This is a genomic window from Rhizobium sp. CBN3 (genome assembly GCF_030518245.1).
GTDB lineage: Bacteria > Pseudomonadota > Alphaproteobacteria > Rhizobiales > Rhizobiaceae > Rhizobium > Rhizobium aethiopicum_A.
This window is the reverse complement of record NZ_JAULSE010000018.1, coordinates 1-17,210: the sequence shown is the minus strand read 5'-3', so window position 1 is coordinate 17,210 and position 17,210 is coordinate 1. Positions and strand designations below refer to the sequence as shown.

Genomic DNA, 17,210 nt, shown 5'->3' with positions numbered 1-17,210 from the left:
GCGAGCTTGCGACCAGCGGTGTGGGTCGGCGCCTGGTCAATCCCGTGCCAATCCTTTGAGGCAAGCAACGATGTGAAAGCGCTACAGCCGGCTCACCTTCGATACCGCGATTTTGATGTCGAGTGTATTCAGCGTCAAGCAGGAGCCTTGAAACGGCTGCGCCTCAAAAGAAAAGCTCGCCTATGTCGCCGATCTCTTCGGGAAATTACTTTCCATCAAGCCATTCCTGCAGCTCCGCCTCAGCGCGTTCCAGAGCGCTGTAATTCAGAAGTTTACGCAGGAAAGCAATCGTGACGGCGCGGGCGCGGAGATTAAAGCGGCCGTCATCGTGGTCGTCGCCAGCCGTCTGATAGACGTCGAGCTTGTCGTAGAGCTGCTGCAGGCGGTTCTGCACGCTGCGCAGCGACAGGCTCCGGCGTTTGGCGATGGCCCGGTCGGTTAGACCGAGGGCTATGTCGACGAGGATCTCGTATTCGGAATCGGTGAAGCCGTTGGTCTGGCCGAGGCTCTTCTGCTGCAGACCACGCACCTCGCGGTCGATGACACACTGGCTCTCGATGAAGATCGAGCGCAACGCAAGCTTCAACCGCTCGTCAGAGGCGGATTTCAGCACATAGCCATAGGCGGCGCCATCCGGCACGATGCGCGAGACGCCGCGCACGTAAGCCTCGTCCGAATAATTCGACCAGAACAGGATGCGGGTCTCCGGCCGCTCCTTCCAGATCGTCCGCGCCGCCTCGATGCCGTTGCGGTTCGCCATCTGCAGGTCCATGACGATATGCGCCGACTTGTGGTCGCGGGCGAGTTTCTCGCCGGCGGTTCCGTTCTCCGCCTCGATCACCGTGTCGCATTCCGGCAGGGCGGCGTTAACAGCCTCGTGTAGATAGGACCGGTGCAGCGGGTCGTCCTCGACGATCAGAACCTTCATCGTGTCTTTCTCCTCAGTCTGGCTCGCCCGCCGGGCCGTTCGGTGCCAGCGGCAGCACGACGCGCACCGCGGTCCCGCGGTTATTATGGCCGGGGCCCGTCGTGAAGCGCGCCGAGATCAGCCGCGCGCGGGTCTTCATATTGTCGATGCCGCCGCCGATCCGTCCCCGCGTCTTGGCAAGGCCGGTCCCGTCGTCGGAGATTTCGATCGAAAGCTGTTCGTCGTCGGCTTCGAGCCGCACCATGATCGCCAACGGCGCGGCATGGCGCACGGCATTGTTGATCGCCTCCTGCGCGATGCGGAACAAGGCGACGCTGACGGTCGGTTCCAGCCTTTCCAGCGCGCCGTTCGTCTCGTCGACAAGGCCCCATTCGATGCCCGATCCGGTGTCGCGGGTCGATCGGTCGAGGTGATGCTCGATCGCCTGGGCGAGGCCGAAGAGCTGGAGCACGGAGGGTTTTGCCTGCTCGATGATCTGCCGCAGATCCTGCATGCAATGCTGCAGGGACCGCGAAACAGGCTCGAGCGCCTCGGGCGTCACCTCGCCGTTGCGCGACAGCCGGTCGATTCGCCGGGCAAGCCGCGTCAGGTCGGCAAGCGTCTGGTCGTGAAGGTCCATGCCGATTCGCTGGCGTTCCTGCTCCAGAGCTTCGGTCAGCTTCAGCGCGCCCTGACGCAGCCCCTCCTCGCGGGCGCGTGCCTCCGCCTCCACGATCGCCGAGCGTTGCGCCTGCTCGGCCGCCTGCAGCGCAAAGAAGTAGGGCGTCAGCAGATCGGCGATGATGCGGGCGCGTTCGACGTCTTCCATCGTATAGGCGCCCGCCGTGTGAGACGAACAGGAAAGTGCTGCTATAATCGTGCCCTGCACCTTCATCGGCACATGCAGCCGGCTCCTCAGCGATTGTTCGACGATCGGCCGCTTGAACGCCCCCTCGAAGTGGAAGCGCGGATCTTTCATGGCGTCGTCCGAGAGCAGAAAATCGACCTCACCCCGCAGGAGCGAGCGGATGGGGCTGTTGACGACGGGCGCGCCGGCAATTTCGCCCCAGGCGGTCTCGATGCCCGTCTCATAGGCCGTGTGATAGTTGCCGCCTTCGAGCAGCACGCAGACGTCGAGATGGTCGTGGGGGATGATGTGGGCGACCTCGGCAGCGACCGATCGGATCGCCGAGCGGAAGTCGAGCTGGCCCGCGAGCAGCCGGGAAATGCCGAGATAGTGGTCGAACAGGGCTGCCGGTGCGAGATGCAGCATTGTCAGTTCCTCCCCCGTCACGACAGGCTCCTCAACCCGGCGTGATCGTTTCCCAGTAAGCGCCCGCAAATGGGCCGCCGTCTTGCGTAAACCCGCAGCTTGTTGCGCAAAACCCGCAAACGAGTTGCCGCCTTGCCCCTGTACAGGCAGGCCGATCTCCCGCATCCTGCCCTTACTGAGAGGAGGAAGCTCAGTGCAAGAACAATTTTCACTCGGGGCCCGCTTTGAGCCGGCAGGAGTGAAGCGATCCGCCGACCGGCGCGATCATGAGGGAGGAAGACATGACAATCCGTAAGATGCTTCTGGCATCGGCCGCTATTGCTTGCGCCGCCATGCCCGTATCCGCCTTTGCCGACAATTATGCCGGGAACTCCTGGCGCCAGGCCATGCTGACGAGCTGGAGCAAGGTGACGGGCGAAGCCGTAAAATCAGGCGTCGTTGCCGCGGCCGATCCTTTCACCACTGCCGAGAACCAGGCGACGGAACAGGCGGCGCAGATCCAAAACATGATCCTGCAGGGCTATGACGCGATCGTGCTGAACGCCGCCTCGCCGACGGCGCTGAACGGCGCGGTCAAGGAAGCCTGCGACGCAGGCATCACCGTCGTTTCCTTCGACGGCATCGTGACCGAACCGTGCGCCTGGCGCATCGCTGTCAATTTCAAGGAAATGGGCCGCAGCGAGGTGGAATATCTGTCGAAGAAACTCCCGCAGGGCGGCAATCTGCTCGAGATCCGCGGCCTTGCCGGCGTTTTCGTCGATGACGAGATCTCGGCCGGCATCCACGAAGGCGTCAAGCAGTTCCCGCAGTTCAAGATCGTCGGCTCCGTTCACGGCGACTGGGCGCAGGACGTGGCGCAGAAGGCCGTCGCCGGCATCCTGCCGAGCCTGCCTGACATCGTCGGCGTTGTGACGCAGGGCGGCGACGGTTATGGGGCCGCACAAGCGATCGCCGCGACCGACCGGAAGATGCCGATCATCATCATGGGCAACCGCGAAGACGAGCTGAAGTGGTGGAAGGAACAGAAGGACGCCAAGGGCTACGAGACGATGTCGGTGTCCATCGCGCCTGGCGTCTCCACCCTCGCCTTCTGGGTTGCCCAGCAGATCCTCGACGGCAAGCAGGTCAAGAAGGATCTCGTCGTGCCGTTCCTGCGCATCGACCAGGACAATCTCGAAACGAACCTCGCCAATACCCAGGCCGGCGGCGTCGCCAATGTGGAATACACGCAGGCAGACGCGATCAAGGTCATCGAGTCGGCAAAGTAACTCTCCCGGCGATTGCCGCGCGCGCCGAAAATGGCCGCGCGGCAGTCCTTCCGAGCAGATGTGGCGGGCAGCATGGATGAGGTTTTGAAGGCGGTGATCGCCGTCGATGGCGCCAAGGTGAGTTTCGGCGCGGTCAGGGCGCTTGACGGCGTCACGCTCCGCGTCATGTCGGGCGAGTGCGTCGGGCTGGTCGGGCACAATGGAGCCGGCAAGTCCACCATCGTCAGCGTGATCAATGGCGGCCTCGCCCCCCATGAAGGAAGTGTGTCCAGCGATGGCGAGCGGCTGGAGCGTTACGGCATCAACGCGGCACGAGCCCGCGGCGTGCGCTGCGTTTTCCAGGAGCTTTCGCTCTGCCCCAACCTCTCCGTCGTCGAGAACACGCGCATCATGCACCGCGATCTCGGCGGCTTCGGCTGGCGCAGGCGCGCCGCAGAAATCATCGAAAAGAGCCTCGATGCGGTCTTCCCCGGCCACGGCATCGACAGCGGCCGGGCAGTGGGAGACCTTTCGATCGCCGAGCGACAGATGGTCGAGATCGCGATGGCCTTTTCCGACGCCGGCACCCCGCCGCGGCTGGTGATCCTCGATGAACCGACCTCCTCGCTCGACGCGAGCCTCGCCCGCCAGATGCTCGACCATGTCCGCCGCTTCGTCGCGGCCGGTGGCTCCGTCATTTTTATCTCGCATATCCTCCACGAGGTCCTCGAAACCTCCGACCGCATCGTTGTCATGAAGGACGGCCGCGTCGTTGCCGAACGCCCCGCCCACGGCTTCGACCATCATGGTCTGGTGGAGGCCATGGGCAGCGTTGCGAAGGAGGAGACGGGGCAGCGCCCGGCGCACCAGCAATCCGCCGCTCCGCTCGTTCTCTCCCATCAGACGGCGGGCCGTCCCTTTTCGGCCCGCAAGGGCGAGATCATCGGATTGGCAGGTCTTGCCGGCCACGGGCAGACCGAGCTTCTGCTTGCCCTGCACGCCGCCAAGTCCGGCAACTGGCTGCCCGAGCGCGATCCGCTCGTCACCTTCGTCGCCGGCGACCGACGCCTCAACGGCATCTTCGAACTCTGGAGCATCCTGCGCAACTTTTCCGTCGCCTCGCTCAGTGACCTGTCGCGGCGTGGCCTCATTGCCGCTGATAAAGAGGATGCCAAGGGCGCCGACTGGAGGCGGCGGATCGAAATCCGTACGCCCGACATGGCCAACCGCATTTTGTCGCTTTCCGGCGGCAATCAGCAGAAGGTGCTCTTTGCCCGCGCCCTTGCTACGCACGCGCCGGTCGTCCTCATGGATGATCCGATGCGTGGCGTCGATGTCGGAACTAAGCAGGAGGTCTACGCCATCATCCGCGACGAAGCTTCGCGCGGCCGCACCTTCATCTGGTATTCGACTGAAATGGACGAAGTGCGTCTCTGCGACCGCGTCTACGTCTTTCGCGAAGGCCGCATCACTGCCGAACTTGCCGGCGACGCCGTCAACGAGACGAACATCATCGCCGCATCCTTCGAGGGGGTCGCCGCATGATGGTCCGGCTGTCATCCGACGCCTTGCGTCTTGCCATTCCCGCCCTTTCGCTGACCCTGCTGCTCGCCGCCGTATTCTGGCTGCAGCCGCGCGCCATGAGCTATGTCGGCCTCAACCTGCTGTTCAATCTCGCTGTGCCGATCGCGCTTGCGACGATCGCTCAGATGCTTGTGATGACGGTGAACGATCTCGATCTGTCGATGGGCACCTTCGTCAGCTTCGTCGCCTGTGTGAGCGCGACCTTTCTGCGCGACGACCCGGCGACCGGCATCCTGATCCTTGCGGGAGCGATCGCGGCCTATGCGACCCTCGGCGTCGTCATATACCTGCGCGACCTGCCGTCCATTGTCGTCACGCTCGGCATGAGCTTCGTCTGGGGCGGACTTGCCGTATTGCTGCTGCCGGCGCCGGGCGGGCAGGCGCCGGATTGGGTGCGCTTTCTGATGACTGTCAAGCCGCCGCTGGCGCCGATGGCGATCGTCGCCAGCATCATCATAGCCGCCGTCGCCCATCTTCTGGTCATGCGGTCTTCGCTCGGCGTGCTGATCCGCGGCATCGGCGGCAACCAGCGCTCGGTCGAGCGGGCCGGCTGGTCGATTGTCGGGGCGCGGGCCATCGCCTATGGACTTGCCGGCTTCTTCGCGGTGCTTGCCGGCATCGCCCTCGTCGGCCTCACCACCTCGGCCGATGCCAATATCGCGCTGCGTTATACGCTGCTGTCGATCGCCGGCGTGATCCTCGGCGGCGGCGAGTTCATCGGCGGCCGCGTCTCCCCTGTCGGCGCCGTCATCGGCGCGCTGACGCTTACGCTCGCCGGCTCGTTCCTCTCCTTCCTGCGCATCTCGCCCGATTGGCAGATCGGAGCCCAGGGCGCGATCCTGATCATCGTGCTCGCGCTTCGCCTCATGCTGAACCGGCTGGAAAAACGGGAGAAACGCCGCCGATGACGCCCCTCCTCAGCCTTTTCGGCAAACCCTGGATCTGGTCATGGCTTGCCGCCTTCGTGGTCTGGCTCCTGACGATCATGGTGACCCTCGGCGCCAGCGCGCTCGGCCTGTCGCAGGCAGCACTCACCTTCGCCGCCTTCTCGGTGATCGTCGGCATCGGCCAGATGTTCGTCATCACGCTCGGCCCCGGCAATATCGATCTGTCGGTTCCGGCCACCATGACACTTGCCGGTACGGTGGCGCTGAAACTGATGAATGTCGAAAACGGCTTGATCCTGCCCGGGCTTCTTGTCGCCATCCTCATCGGCCTCGTCGTCGGCCTCGGCAATTACGCGCTCATCAAGGCGCTGCGCATTCCGCCGATCATCGCCACGCTTTCCATGAGCTTCATCGTGCAGTCCGCGGCGATCTGGACGAACCGTGGCTTGCGCATCAAGCCGCCCAGCGTGCTTGCCGAATTCACCACCACGAACACGCTTGGCGTACCGAACGTGGCGATCGTCGCGTTACTCATCTCGCTGCTCGCCTGGTTCCTGCTCGAGAAGACGATCTACGGGCGCTGGATCTCGGCGATCGGCCAGAGCATGCCCGCCTCACGCATGGCCGGCATTCCGGTCGACGGCACGCGCTTCGTCACCTACCTCTTTTGCGCCGTGCTCGCATCCGTCGCGGGCTATCTGCTCGCCTGCTTCTCCGGCGGCGCAGCACTCAATATGGGCTCGGAATATCTGCTGACCTCGATCGCCGTCGTCGTGATCGGCGGCACAGCGGTTGCCGGCGGCGATTCCAACGTGCCAGGCATCTGGGGCGCGTCGCTCTTCATGTTCCTGGTCGTCTCCATGCTCAACACCTATGGGCTCGGCGCGGGCATCCGCCTCATCATGACCGGCCTCATCATCATCAGCGTGATCATGCTCGCCGGCGGTCGCCGGGCCGGCATGCGATAATCAGGAAGATCACCATGGCCGAGGCCAGCATCTACGAAATCCATGACCCGCGCTTCCGGCAGTTGATCGTGGCGAGCGCCGGCCTCGACGAACTCTATTCAGGCTGCCGCTGGGCGGAGGGTCCTGTCTGGTTCAACGATGCGAACCAGCTTCTGTGGAGCGACATTCCAAACCATCGCATGCTGCGATGGACGCCCGAGGGCGGCGTGTCCATCTACCGGCAGCCATCCAACTTCACCAACGGCCACACGCGCGATCGCCAGGGCCGGCTCGTCTCCTGCGAACATGGCGGGCGCCGCGTCACGCGCACCGAGATCGACGGCTCGATCACCGTGCTCGCCGACCGTTTCGAGGGCGCGCTGCTCAACTCGCCGAACGACGTGGTGGTGAAATCTGACGGCACGATCTGGTTCACCGATCCAACCTACGGCATCATGTCGAACTATGAAGGCTATCAGGCTGAGCCCGAGCAGGCGACGCGCAACGTCTACCGGCTCGACCCGGCGACCGGCCAGCTAACCGCCGTCATCACGGATTTCATCCAGCCGAACGGTCTCGCTTTCTCGCCTGACGAGACGATCCTCTACATCGCGGATTCGGCAGCAAGCCACGACGAAAGCCTGCCACGTCACATCCGCGCCTTCGATGTGATCGATGGCAGCCGGCTCGAAAACGGCCGCGTCTTCTGCCACATCGACAACGGCATTCCGGACGGCATCCGGACCGACGTCAATGGGAATCTCTGGTCGAGCGCCGGTGACGGCGTGCACTGCTTCGATCCGGCAGGCAAACTGATCGGCAAGATCCGCATCCCTCAGACCGTCGCCAACCTCACCTTCGGCGGCCCCGGACGCAACCGTCTGTTCATAGCCGCAACGCGCTCGCTTTATTCGGTCTACGTTGCAACGACCGGCGCCCAAAGACCGTAAGCCGGTGAATGCCAGATTCGGCGGCGGCGAGTTCATTAACGCCCAATGCGAACTGATCGAGATCCTCGTAGCCGTATTCCGCGGCGGCGCGTCGCGTGAAGTCGCCGGCGACCGCTGCGGTGATGACCACATCGACGTTCCTCTGCATTTCAATGACCTTCGCGCGGCGGCGTCGTTCTGCTTGAAGACTTAGACGGCGCGGGCCATCCGGCCGATTTCGTCACGCCGGTTGGCGAATGGGATGTCGGCATCGAGATTGCCTTCTGCTAGACCGCTCATGCTTGCGGTGATCTCGCCGATCGGCTTTACGATCACGCGGGCGCCAAAAACAGCGGCGCCGATAACCGTGATAATGGTCAACAGACCGACACCGAGTGACGTATAAGACGAGGGCAGCGGAGGCATCGGCCTCTTCCTCAGCCTTCGTCGCCCTCGCCTTGGCCGAGTCCGCACCTTCGATGGGATAGCTAGCGCAGGATGTGGATATGACAGCTGGCTCAAGCGGTCGCGAACAATCGTTTCCGCGACCGCGGTCATGGGGTCCTGAGCGAGGTAGAGCAGCCGGAACTTGTCCTTGGGGCTCGAAAACCGCGACTTGACGAAACCCATGCCGAGCGGCGTTCCGGCATGGGCGCGCGCGATGATCCTGACATAGTCGGTGACATCAGCCCGGACGGCGAGGCGCTGAAGGATAGTTTTGTCGAGTCTCATTGCACGGCGAAATAGGTCTGAGCCGCGTCGATGACCTCGTCAGCGCGATCCTGTTTCAGGAGGTCGATGGGCCTGCGCCGGCCCAACATGGGGTTCGGCTGGCAAAGCCACAGCCATGCCACCCGCTGATTGGACACGAGAGCGGCGACCGTTGCTATGCCCCTTGCGGGACGCCCGTCGATGAATTGTTCGATCGGATAGACGTGCTTTCTCGTTCCCTTCAACAGTGCGATCACCTCGCCGGCATGCTGCCAGCGATTGAGCGTGGAGCGCGCAATTCGAAAATCGCGCTGGAGTTCGCTGGCACCGGCAACCGGCCCGGCCCAATCCTCAAGCCTGCGGGCGACCGCAAGCTCGCCCAGCAACCGCGCGCCCTCCTCGGCCGTAACGATCTTCCCCAGTCCTTCGCCGGCGGAAGGCTCCACGGTTTTCGGAATCTCGAGCACGATCTTGCCGCCGGCAGGCGCATCGCCGAACGTCTCCACCAGGCCACGAATTCGGCGGGCAAGTTCGCCCTGGCGCTTGCTAAGCTCGCGCTTTACGCCGACGGGAAGATCGACGATGGCTGCAGCCGCCGCGCCCGCAATACTGGCAGACAGGGCCACCGAGCCGGACTCGAATGCGGCGTCGGCTTTCAGCGCGTCGGCAACTTTGGCGGCGACGCGGTCGGCGACCCTTGCCTGACGGGCACGATGCAGCCGGACCTCAGAACCAGCCATGAGACTATCTCCATTCTTAGATGAACGGAAATAGTATCAAATGACGTTTGTCCCGCACATACAGCGCGTCGCGGATGGTTGATCAGCCCTTTCGCAGCCTCCAAGTCCTGATTTCGAAGGGCATGATGTCGGCGGGGCCTTTACGCTCCATCGGCTCTTCGAGAATGTTGAGCGGCTGCGACGCCGCCCATCCGGAAGGCAGGGCGAGGGAAAGTCGGCCACGCCGGCCGGCCGGTTCATAAAGGCGCAGGATCAGGCCTTCGCCCTCCTCCGCCGGCTTCAGGCCCGAAAGTGCGACCGGAGTGCCCTCGACGCCAAGCGGCGCGAAAATGCCGGCGGAAAGGCCTTTTGCCTCGGCCGTCACCAGCGGCTGGTTGAGATCGAGCGCCTCGTCGAGGACGCCGCCTTCATGCCACGCGCCCTCATGCGGCATCAGGGCATAGGTGAAGCTCTGCTCGCCTTCGTCGGCCAGCGGATCGGGATAGATCGGGCCACGCACCAGGCTCATGCCGATCACATTGCCGCGGGCGCTGTGGCCGTATTTGGCATTGTTCAGGAGCGCGACGCCGAAGCCGGGCTCGCTGAGATCGACGAAGCGATGGGCGGCGGCCTCGAACATCGCCTGCTCCCAGGAGGTATTCGTGTGTGTCGCCCGCTCGACCACGCCGAAGGCGCATTCGAAGGTCGCCTTGCGGGCCTGCACGTCGACCGGGTTCAGCGTGCGCAGCAGGGTGCGGCGGTCGTGCCAGTCGATGGTCGTCTCGATATCGAGGCGCTTCGAATTGGCCGTCAGCACATAGGTTTGCGTGACGCTGGAATTGCGGTAGCGGTGGACGACGCGGATCGCCGCGCGGTGCGGGCCGCTTTCGACGAGGCCGATGCTTTCGGGCGCTTCGAGCCGGACGCCCTTTTCGGCATAATCGGCGTCGACATCCCAGGCATCCCAGTTGCGCGGCTTATCGGCCGGGTAGACCCAGAGCTGGTTGGCGGAGCCATCGACCACTTCGCGGCCGCTCGCCTTGTGGATGAGGCTGGCAACGGATCCATCGTTGCCGATGACCACCGAGAGATGATCGTTTTCCAGGCGATCGGAGCCGGCCTTCAGCCCGCCCGCCGGCTTCAGCGCCTGCCTGTCGAAGACTGCGACCGATAAGGGAGCGACGATATCGGCGGCCGAAAGTACCGTGCCGTCAGCAAGCGTGGCGCTCACCGGCCGCGGCGCAAGCGAGGGATTGACGACAATGAGGGCATCAGCGACCCCGCCCTTCGGCAAATTGGCCGAAAGGGCCTGCAAAGCCTTGGACTGCTCGGCCTTGGCGTGGTCGATGACGCCGCCGAGTTCCTGCTCCGCATCCTGATAGACTTCGCGGACGCTCGAACCCGGCAGGATGTCGTGGAACTCGTTCTTCAGCACCACGCGCCAATCCGCCTCTAGGCTTTTCGGCTTTTCTGCCCCGAGCATATGGGCGAGCGAAGCGAGGGTCTCGGCGGTGATCAGCGCGCGTTCGGCCTGGCGGTGCTTGCGCTTGACGCCGCTTTGCGTCGTCAGCGTCGCGCGATGCAGTTCGAGATAGATTTCGCCGTCCCAGACGGGGAGCTTCTTCTCCGATGCGCTGCGATGCGCCTGCTCGTAGAAGCCCTTGACCGTGCCCCAGCGCGCTTGCGGAATGGCGGGAAAATCGCGCAGCTGCACTTCGCGCTCAACCATTTCAGGCGTCACGCCGCCGCCGCCGTCGCCATAGCCTACGGCGAGAAGCGAGGCGTGATGCTGCGCCTTGCCGCGGAAATTCTTCCAGGTCGGCAGGTAGCAATCGGGCTGCACGAAGCCGTTGTAGCCCTGCATCGGATTGTCGAAGGTGTGGGTCAGCACCTGGCTGCCGTCGAGTCCCTTCCACCAGAAGAGATCGGAGGGGATGTGGTTGGTCTCGCTCCAATTGACCTTGATGGTGAAGAAGCTGTCGATGCCGCCCTGCCTCAAGATCTGCGGCAGCGCGCCGGAGAAGCCGAAGCAATCCGGCAGCCAGCAGACCGTGTGGCGGGCGCCGAAGGTTTTTTCGAAATAACGCTGACCGTAGAGCACCTGGCGCACAAGGCTTTCGCCGGTCGGCATGTTGGTATCGGGCTCGACCCACATGCCGCCGACGGTTTCCCATTTCCCCTCCGCGACCTTCGTCTTGATGCGCTCTAGAAGCTCGGGATCCTCCTCTTCCATCTGCGCGTAATAATGGGCGGTCGACTGGTTGAAGCGGAATTCGGCGGAGCGCTCCATTAGAGAGAGCGCTGTGTTGAAGGTGCGCCGCATTTTCCGCCGCGTCTCGCGATAGGGCCAGAGCCAGGCGAGATCGATGTGCGCGTGGCCGGTCAGCACCAGTTCCCCATTCGGGGGGAAGCGCTGCTGCAGCTCCGTCAACCGCACCGTCAGGACCTCGAAGGCAGCGGCGGCCGAAGCGCTCTGCTCGTCGGTGAGGCCGGCCGGATCGGAAACAAGCTCCGGCAGTTCCCAGATCTTCTGCTGCATGACGGCGCCCGACGTGCGGGAGATGTAGGCCGCTGTATCCGACGGCCAGTCGAGGCTGCGCAAGGCCTGCTCCGCGGCGCCGACCAGATGCGGCACGACCTCATGCTCGCCGAGCACGCCGATCGCCTCGGCGATCTGCTTCAGGAGAAGATGCAGGCGGTGAACGGGACCGTCGAGCCAGATCAGACGGGCTTTGTTGAGCCGCGGCGCCCGGTTCGGCTCGCCGAAAGGAAAGCGGGCGACGCTTTCCGCCGCGATCGAAAAGCGTCGGCCCTTCACCGGGAATTCCTGGTGATAGGGATCGAGGCCGAATGTTTCGTTTTCAGTGTCGGGATAGCTGAGCGTAATCAGGCTCTCACCGCCGAGATCGAGCTGCAAGCGAATATCTTCGAGCGGCCAGCTCTGCGGCGCTTCAGCACTCGCAGCAAAATGCACCACGCCCTGACGATGCGGCCAGTCCTGCTGATGGGCGATCGGCTCGCCCTCGAAGGTCCAGCCATCGATCCGGCTGCTATGCCGGTCCCGCCAATGCGCGAGCTCGGCGATACGGACCTTCAGACTGTCGAGGCGTTGGGCAATGGTGAGCGGCATGGCTTATCCTGTTGAAAATCGGCGGCGCGCGATCGGGAATCATGGCTTTGGGAGATGAAGATGATGCGATAGGTATCGCGAATGCCGGCCCCTCCTCCCAGCGGGATCCTGTCGACGCTTAGATTAAGTAACTTTGATTTGGCGTCAAGCCGCAAAAGATCTTCTGTTCGAGATCGCCAATCCTGACCGGTCTACTTCTCGCAAATCCTTCCAGCCACGGCACCTGATGGCCGCGGCATTGCTGCGGCCGGTGAAGGTCACGCCTTGACCAACTCATAACGCAGGATAACTGCGCCGGCCGCGGATGCCGAGGCGCCATTGATGATTGCCTTCAACCCACAAAGAAGCTCAAGCCATCCTCGACAAACTTGAAGCGATCACTGTGGTAATTGGCTCTCGAGTGGAGTGATCGCCGGCCACGACACGATCCCAGACAGTAGTCGTTTTCAGGGCGATGATAGAATCGCGGAGATCGATCAAAACAGCAGGTCCTTTGCGCGGTAGTAGGTGCCCACGATAGGCAGGAACCACGGATTTCCGCTATGAAACGGAACGGCGGGCCAATCGAAACCCTCTAGCGGGTTGCCATCTTTACGGCCCATGACTAAATCCGCTAGCACACTACCCATGTAAGTCGACAACTGGGCTCCATGACCGGAATAACCCATGCTGTAAAACACCCCGTCGGCACTGCCCGCCCGAGGAAAACGGTCTTGGGTGCACCCGACGAGGCCGCCCCAGCAATAGTCGATCTCGACGTCAGCGAGCTGCGGAAAGATGCTCACCATCTGTTGGCGCAGAAGCTGGCCCGAGCTGACGTCGGTTTTCTGATTGGACACGGCCGAAAATCTCGCTCTCCCTCCGAACAGCATGCGGTTGTCCGGCGTGAGGCGGAAATAGTTGGAGATGTTGAGAGAATTGGTGAAATTGCGGTTACCCGGAACTGTCGCGGCGACCTCCTGTGGGGTGAGCCGGCGTGTCGTAATGATGAAGGAAGCGATTGGCATCAGTCTTCGGCGGAAATAATTAAACACGCCTGGCGTATAGGCGTCGGTCGCCAGGATGATCTGGCGGGCTGTGAGTGAGCCGGTCGGTGTGGTCAGCCGCCAACCATTCGCCGCGCGCTCCCGGGCGGTGACCGGGTTCCGCTCCCAGATCGCCGCACCGTGGCGGCAGGCCGCCTCCGCCACGCCGTTGGCGTAGCGTCCCATGTGCATCATTGCGGATTTCGGGTAGAGAACTCCACCATGAAAGGCGTCCGATATAACTTCCCTGCGGAGGTCCTCGCGTGTCAGCCACTCGACTGATGGGTCGACTTCGCGACGGATTTCTTCCGACATCGCCTGCAGCTTACTGACGTGAGACGGCTTCGAAGCTAACTTGAGCTTGCCGCCCCTGCGGAAGTCGCAGGCGATCTTTTCTTCCTCGATGATACATTCGATCATGTCGATCGAGTCGTCATAGGCCCGCCACAAGCGGCGCGCCCGGTCTTCCCCGAGATGCTGCCTGGCGGCGCCGAAGCTTGCGAAATGACCGCTGTTCAGGTGCCCGCCATTGCGCCCGGACGCACCATACCCAACGTGCTCGGCTTCCAGCAGAGCAACTTTCTTGCCGGATTGCGCCAATTTGCGCGCAGCATTCAGGCCCGTGAAGCCCGCACCGATCACCGCAACCTCGAAATCCCCAGAAACCGGACCCGCGATGCCTCCTGCAAATGGAGTGGAAGTATCATGCCAATAGGAAGCAAATTTCATCGCAGCAAGCCCTTATGCTCATCCGATCGGAATTCATCGAGTATATGCCTGCTTGTGCCGGAGGAGTGCGGCACAAGTGAACGCGTTTCACAATGATCGCCTGTATTGTAAGCCGCAAACCAAAGGATATTCTGTTAACGCTAAAGCTACGCAGCGCTTCAGAATTTTTCGGCCTCCAGCGTTGCGCCCGTAAGATCATAGAAGCGATGTTCCAGTGGTGTGCCGCCGTCGCTCATCGCCAGCGGTCACTCACGCGGATCTTGGGCGAGACGCCGATCCATCACGACGCTGTGTCATCGGCGGGGTTCCTTGTCTCTTCGTCGATCTGAATGACGTCGAGTTGAAATCGCCGAACTTTGGCGTACTCCTCAATGGTGCTCGTCATCGCTTCCGGGCCGCTGCGGACTTCTCGTCTCCACGGGTCTTTTGCCCAGGGCCCCAAGTTACCATTGACAGTCCGTTCTGCCCCGGCACGGGCTGCTTCGAAAGCCACGCTTGCGGCCTAAGCGGTTCCTGTGGGATCACAATATACCTTGGGCTGATCTGGATGACATCAGGGGAGAGGTAAGTCGTTCCTGTTGAACGGCCGTCCGTTTTGGCTGAAAATTTCGAAAAATCGCTAAGAGTAAGCCGAACCTGCCGCTCTCCGCATGTAAATATTGCAGTAGGATGACAGGCTGATCCAAGGATCGGAAGCAGCCGCGGTGCCGCGTTGAGCTGACGTAGACGATGGGGAGAAGGGAGCGGAATAAGCGAAAATGCAAAAGTCGGTGCGCCTCAAATCGTTCGAATTAATCGCGCAGGATATCAATAGTGTTGACCTAAGCTTGCTTCATGCCCTGTCGACGGGTGTCGGCTGGCCGCACCGCTTCAAGGATTGGGAGTTCCTGCGCCGCGCCGGCCGCGGTATCGCGGCCGTCGATGGAATTGGACGCGTCTTCGGAAGTGCAATGTGGTTTCCCCACGGAGACGATTTTGCCACCATCGGTTTGGTGATCACATCACCCCGCACACAGGCGCAGGGAACCGGCCGCTGGTTAATGCAGCAAGTGTTCGAGCAGTGCGGCGAGCGCAGGCTGGCGCTGAACTCGTCTATCGCCGCCCATAAGCTCTATGTGTCACTCGGTTTCACAGCGGAAGCAACGGTCTACCAGCATCAGGGAGACGTCGCTGCGGCGCTTCCCGCACTGCCACCTTTGGACGGTGAATTAAGTGAACTGCCGCCTGATAAGATTGAAGAGATCTTCGCCTTGGACACGTTTGCCTTCGGAACGGATAGGAGTCGACTGCTTACACTCCTTTCAGAAGGCGCATCTATTTGTGTGCTCCGGCGTGACGGTGCAATGGTAGGCTATTCGATGTGCCGCGAGTTCGGGCGCGGTCATGTCGTCGGGCCCGTCGTCGCAAGCAATGATCGTGACGCGATCCATCTCGCGGCCGTGCATCTGAAAGACCTGACTGGCCAATTCGCCCGCGTCGATACGCGAGAAAAAGGACCGTTTGCCCACTTCCTTCAACAGAGCCGGCTGGCTATCTCCGAGACCGTTACGACCATGTCCAAAGGCGGCCCGTTCCTGAACCGAAAGGCGAACGAACCGGCGGTATATGGCCTTGCGGGCCATGCCTTGAGCTAGACCAGAGGATCGCGTCGAAATACCAAAGCTCTAGTTCGAGCACGACGGACGCCCGCGTTCTTGCAGCACGAAATATTGGAGATCGTAATGCGGCCCGAGGTGCGCTTACCGAGGCTGAGGAACGACGGAAAAACCACAAACCGCTAGATTTGCCACCCGAGATCGGCGGCCGCGGCGGAGCCGAGCCCGCGCGCTTCGGCGATTATGAGATCAACGGTAGGGCAATCGATTTTTAAGCACGGATTGTCGGGCCCGAAATCCGGGCCTCGTGCAGGCCATCCAAATTCAGCCAGCCAAAACAAAGTGAGCCGCCCGGACTCGGATGGTCGGAGCGGCTCTGTATATCAGGCGGTCGCCTTGTTCTGCCGGTTGGCGATCAGATCGTCGACGACGGCGGGATCGGCGAGCGTCGAGGTATCGCCGAGAGCGCCGAAATCGTCCTCGGCAATCTTGCGCAGAATGCGGCGCATGATCTTGCCGGAGCGGGTCTTCGGCAGGCCGGGCGCAAACTGGATCTTGTCGGGCGCGGCGATCGGCCCGATTTCGGCGCGCACATGTTTCACCAGTTCCTGGCGAAGCGTGTCGGTGCCTTCGTGGCCGGCCATCAGCGTCACGTAGCAATAGATGCCCTGACCCTTGATCGAATGCGGATAGCCAACGACGGCCGCTTCCGAGACCAGATTGTGCGAGACGAGGGCGGACTCAACCTCCGCCGTTCCCAGTCGGTGGCCGGAGACGTTGAGCACGTCGTCGACACGGCCGGTGATCCAATAATAGCCGTCGGCATCGCGCCGGCAGCCGTCACCGGTGAAATACTTGCCCTTGTAGGTGGAGAAATAGGTCTGGATGAAGCGCTCGTGATCGCCGTAGACCGTGCGCATCTGGCCCGGCCAGCTGTCGGCGATGCAGAGATTGCCGTCGGCCGGGCCTTCCAGCACCTTGCCCTCATTGTCGACCAACTGCGGTTTGACGCCGAAGAACGGCACAGTCGCCGAACCCGGCTTCAGTTCGGTGGCGCCCGGCAGCGGCGTGATCATGTGGCCGCCGGTTTCCGTCTGCCACCACGTATCGATCACCGGGCAGCGCTTGTCGCCGACGACATTGTAATACCATTCCCAGGCTTCCGGGTTGATCGGTTCGCCGACCGTGCCGAGCAGCCGCAGCGAAGAGCGGGAGGAGCGCGTGACGAATTCGTCGCCGGCGCCCATCAGCGAGCGGATTGCCGTCGGCGCCGTATAGAAGATGTTGACCTTGTGCTTGTCGATCACTTCCCAGAAACGGCCCTGATCCGGGAAATTCGGCACGCCCTCGAACATCAGCGTCGTCGCACAGTTCGCCAGCGGCCCATAGACGATATAGGAATGGCCGGTGACCCAGCCGACATCGGCCGTGCACCAGTAGACGTCGCCGTGATGATAGTCGAAGACATATTCATGCGTCATCGCCGCATAGACGAGGTAACCGCCGGTCGTGTGCAGCACGCCCTTC

At 62.5% G+C, this 17,210-nt stretch carries 14 protein-coding genes and 2 pseudogenes; 8 read left to right on the top strand and 8 right to left on the bottom strand.

Features of this window, described 5'->3' with window-relative positions; genetic code table 11:
• Positions 1-205: 205 nt before the first annotated feature.
• Positions 206-928 carry a response regulator transcription factor gene (locus tag QWJ46_RS23325; RefSeq protein ID WP_302754143.1) on the bottom strand — a complete coding sequence of 241 codons (723 nt, stop codon included), beginning with the start codon at positions 926-928 and terminating at the stop codon, positions 206-208.
• 13 nt (positions 929-941) lie between these two features.
• The gene (locus tag QWJ46_RS23320) at positions 942-2,180 is read right to left on the bottom strand and encodes a sensor histidine kinase (RefSeq protein WP_302754213.1); all 1,239 of its coding nucleotides are present in this window, start codon (positions 2,178-2,180) and stop codon (positions 942-944) included.
• A gap of 281 nt (positions 2,181-2,461) precedes the next feature.
• On the opposite strand from QWJ46_RS23320, the gene QWJ46_RS23315 reads away from it, so the two are divergent.
• The 6 genes from QWJ46_RS23315 (at position 2,462) to QWJ46_RS23290 (ending at position 7,988) form a co-directional block, all read left to right on the top strand.
• Positions 2,462-3,448, top strand: coding sequence for an ABC transporter substrate-binding protein (locus QWJ46_RS23315; protein ID WP_302754142.1), 987 nt, complete (start codon positions 2,462-2,464; stop codon positions 3,446-3,448).
• A 72-nt stretch (positions 3,449-3,520) separates the two neighbouring features.
• The gene (locus tag QWJ46_RS23310) at positions 3,521-4,972 is read left to right on the top strand and encodes a sugar ABC transporter ATP-binding protein (RefSeq protein ID WP_302754141.1); all 1,452 of its coding nucleotides are present in this window, start codon (positions 3,521-3,523) and stop codon (positions 4,970-4,972) included.
• Positions 4,969-5,919 carry an ABC transporter permease gene (locus tag QWJ46_RS23305; RefSeq protein ID WP_302754140.1) on the top strand — a complete coding sequence of 317 codons (951 nt, stop codon included), beginning with the start codon at positions 4,969-4,971 and terminating at the stop codon, positions 5,917-5,919. The genes QWJ46_RS23310 and QWJ46_RS23305 overlap by 4 nt, the downstream gene beginning before the upstream one ends.
• Positions 5,916-6,866 carry an ABC transporter permease gene (locus QWJ46_RS23300; protein ID WP_302754139.1) on the top strand — a complete coding sequence of 317 codons (951 nt, stop codon included), beginning with the start codon at positions 5,916-5,918 and terminating at the stop codon, positions 6,864-6,866. The genes QWJ46_RS23305 and QWJ46_RS23300 overlap by 4 nt, the downstream gene beginning before the upstream one ends.
• A gap of 14 nt (positions 6,867-6,880) precedes the next feature.
• Positions 6,881-7,795, top strand: a complete 915-nt coding sequence (locus tag QWJ46_RS23295) for an SMP-30/gluconolactonase/LRE family protein (RefSeq protein WP_302754138.1) — start codon at positions 6,881-6,883, stop codon at positions 7,793-7,795.
• Positions 7,796-7,799: 4 nt separating this feature from the next.
• Positions 7,800-7,988, top strand: coding sequence for a hypothetical protein (locus QWJ46_RS23290; RefSeq protein WP_302754137.1), 189 nt, complete (start codon positions 7,800-7,802; stop codon positions 7,986-7,988).
• Here the strand turns inward: QWJ46_RS23290 and QWJ46_RS23285 are convergent.
• From QWJ46_RS23285 to QWJ46_RS23265, 5 genes and pseudogenes are all read right to left on the bottom strand, one after another.
• Positions 7,985-8,200: a HAMP domain-containing protein gene (locus QWJ46_RS23285; RefSeq protein ID WP_302754212.1), complete on the bottom strand. Its 216-nt coding sequence runs from the start codon at positions 8,198-8,200 to the stop codon at positions 7,985-7,987. The genes QWJ46_RS23290 and QWJ46_RS23285 overlap by 4 nt on opposite strands.
• 99 nt (positions 8,201-8,299) lie before the next feature.
• Positions 8,300-8,506 (bottom strand): annotated as a pseudogene (locus QWJ46_RS31295) (RES domain-containing protein); the annotation flags it as partial.
• Positions 8,503-9,225, bottom strand: coding sequence for an antitoxin Xre/MbcA/ParS toxin-binding domain-containing protein (locus tag QWJ46_RS23275; protein WP_302754136.1), 723 nt, complete (start codon positions 9,223-9,225; stop codon positions 8,503-8,505). The pseudogene QWJ46_RS31295 and the gene QWJ46_RS23275, both read right to left, overlap by 4 nt.
• Positions 9,226-9,307: 82 nt before the next feature.
• Positions 9,308-12,334 carry a glycoside hydrolase family 38 C-terminal domain-containing protein gene (locus QWJ46_RS23270; protein WP_302754135.1) on the bottom strand — a complete coding sequence of 1,009 codons (3,027 nt, stop codon included), beginning with the start codon at positions 12,332-12,334 and terminating at the stop codon, positions 9,308-9,310.
• A 476-nt stretch (positions 12,335-12,810) separates the two neighbouring features.
• The gene (locus tag QWJ46_RS23265; RefSeq protein WP_302754134.1) at positions 12,811-14,088 is read right to left on the bottom strand and encodes an FAD-binding oxidoreductase; all 1,278 of its coding nucleotides are present in this window, start codon (positions 14,086-14,088) and stop codon (positions 12,811-12,813) included.
• Between the two features lie 758 nt (positions 14,089-14,846).
• Here QWJ46_RS23265 and QWJ46_RS23260 point away from each other — a divergent pair.
• The gene (locus QWJ46_RS23260) at positions 14,847-15,722 is read left to right on the top strand and encodes a GNAT family N-acetyltransferase (protein WP_302754133.1); all 876 of its coding nucleotides are present in this window, start codon (positions 14,847-14,849) and stop codon (positions 15,720-15,722) included.
• An 89-nt stretch (positions 15,723-15,811) separates the two neighbouring features.
• A pseudogene (locus QWJ46_RS23255) lies at positions 15,812-15,958 on the top strand (DUF1674 domain-containing protein); the annotation flags it as partial.
• Between the two features lie 108 nt (positions 15,959-16,066).
• Here QWJ46_RS23255 and QWJ46_RS23250 read toward each other — a convergent pair.
• Positions 16,067-17,210: acetate--CoA ligase (locus tag QWJ46_RS23250; protein ID WP_302754132.1), on the bottom strand; the 1,144-nt coding region annotated here is incomplete at its 5' end.

Bases quoted from the DNA above. Each gene is read 5' to 3' on its own strand.
- QWJ46_RS23325 (WP_302754143.1), bottom strand. From the start codon at position 928: ATGAAGGTTCTGATCGTCGAGGACGACCCGCTGCACCGGTCCTATCTA.
- QWJ46_RS23320 (WP_302754213.1), bottom strand. From the start codon at position 2,180: ATGCTGCATCTCGCACCGGCAGCCCTGTTCGACCACTATCTCGGCATT.
- QWJ46_RS23315 (WP_302754142.1), top strand. From the start codon at position 2,462: ATGACAATCCGTAAGATGCTTCTGGCATCGGCCGCTATTGCTTGCGCC.
- QWJ46_RS23310 (WP_302754141.1), top strand. From the start codon at position 3,521: ATGGATGAGGTTTTGAAGGCGGTGATCGCCGTCGATGGCGCCAAGGTG.
- QWJ46_RS23305 (WP_302754140.1), top strand. From the start codon at position 4,969: ATGATGGTCCGGCTGTCATCCGACGCCTTGCGTCTTGCCATTCCCGCC.
- QWJ46_RS23300 (WP_302754139.1), top strand. From the start codon at position 5,916: ATGACGCCCCTCCTCAGCCTTTTCGGCAAACCCTGGATCTGGTCATGG.
- QWJ46_RS23295 (WP_302754138.1), top strand. From the start codon at position 6,881: ATGGCCGAGGCCAGCATCTACGAAATCCATGACCCGCGCTTCCGGCAG.
- QWJ46_RS23285 (WP_302754212.1), bottom strand. From the start codon at position 8,200: ATGCCTCCGCTGCCCTCGTCTTATACGTCACTCGGTGTCGGTCTGTTG.
- QWJ46_RS23275 (WP_302754136.1), bottom strand. From the start codon at position 9,225: ATGGCTGGTTCTGAGGTCCGGCTGCATCGTGCCCGTCAGGCAAGGGTC.
- QWJ46_RS23270 (WP_302754135.1), bottom strand. From the start codon at position 12,334: ATGCCGCTCACCATTGCCCAACGCCTCGACAGTCTGAAGGTCCGTATC.
- QWJ46_RS23265 (WP_302754134.1), bottom strand. From the start codon at position 14,088: ATGAAATTTGCTTCCTATTGGCATGATACTTCCACTCCATTTGCAGGA.
- QWJ46_RS23260 (WP_302754133.1), top strand. From the start codon at position 14,847: ATGCAAAAGTCGGTGCGCCTCAAATCGTTCGAATTAATCGCGCAGGAT.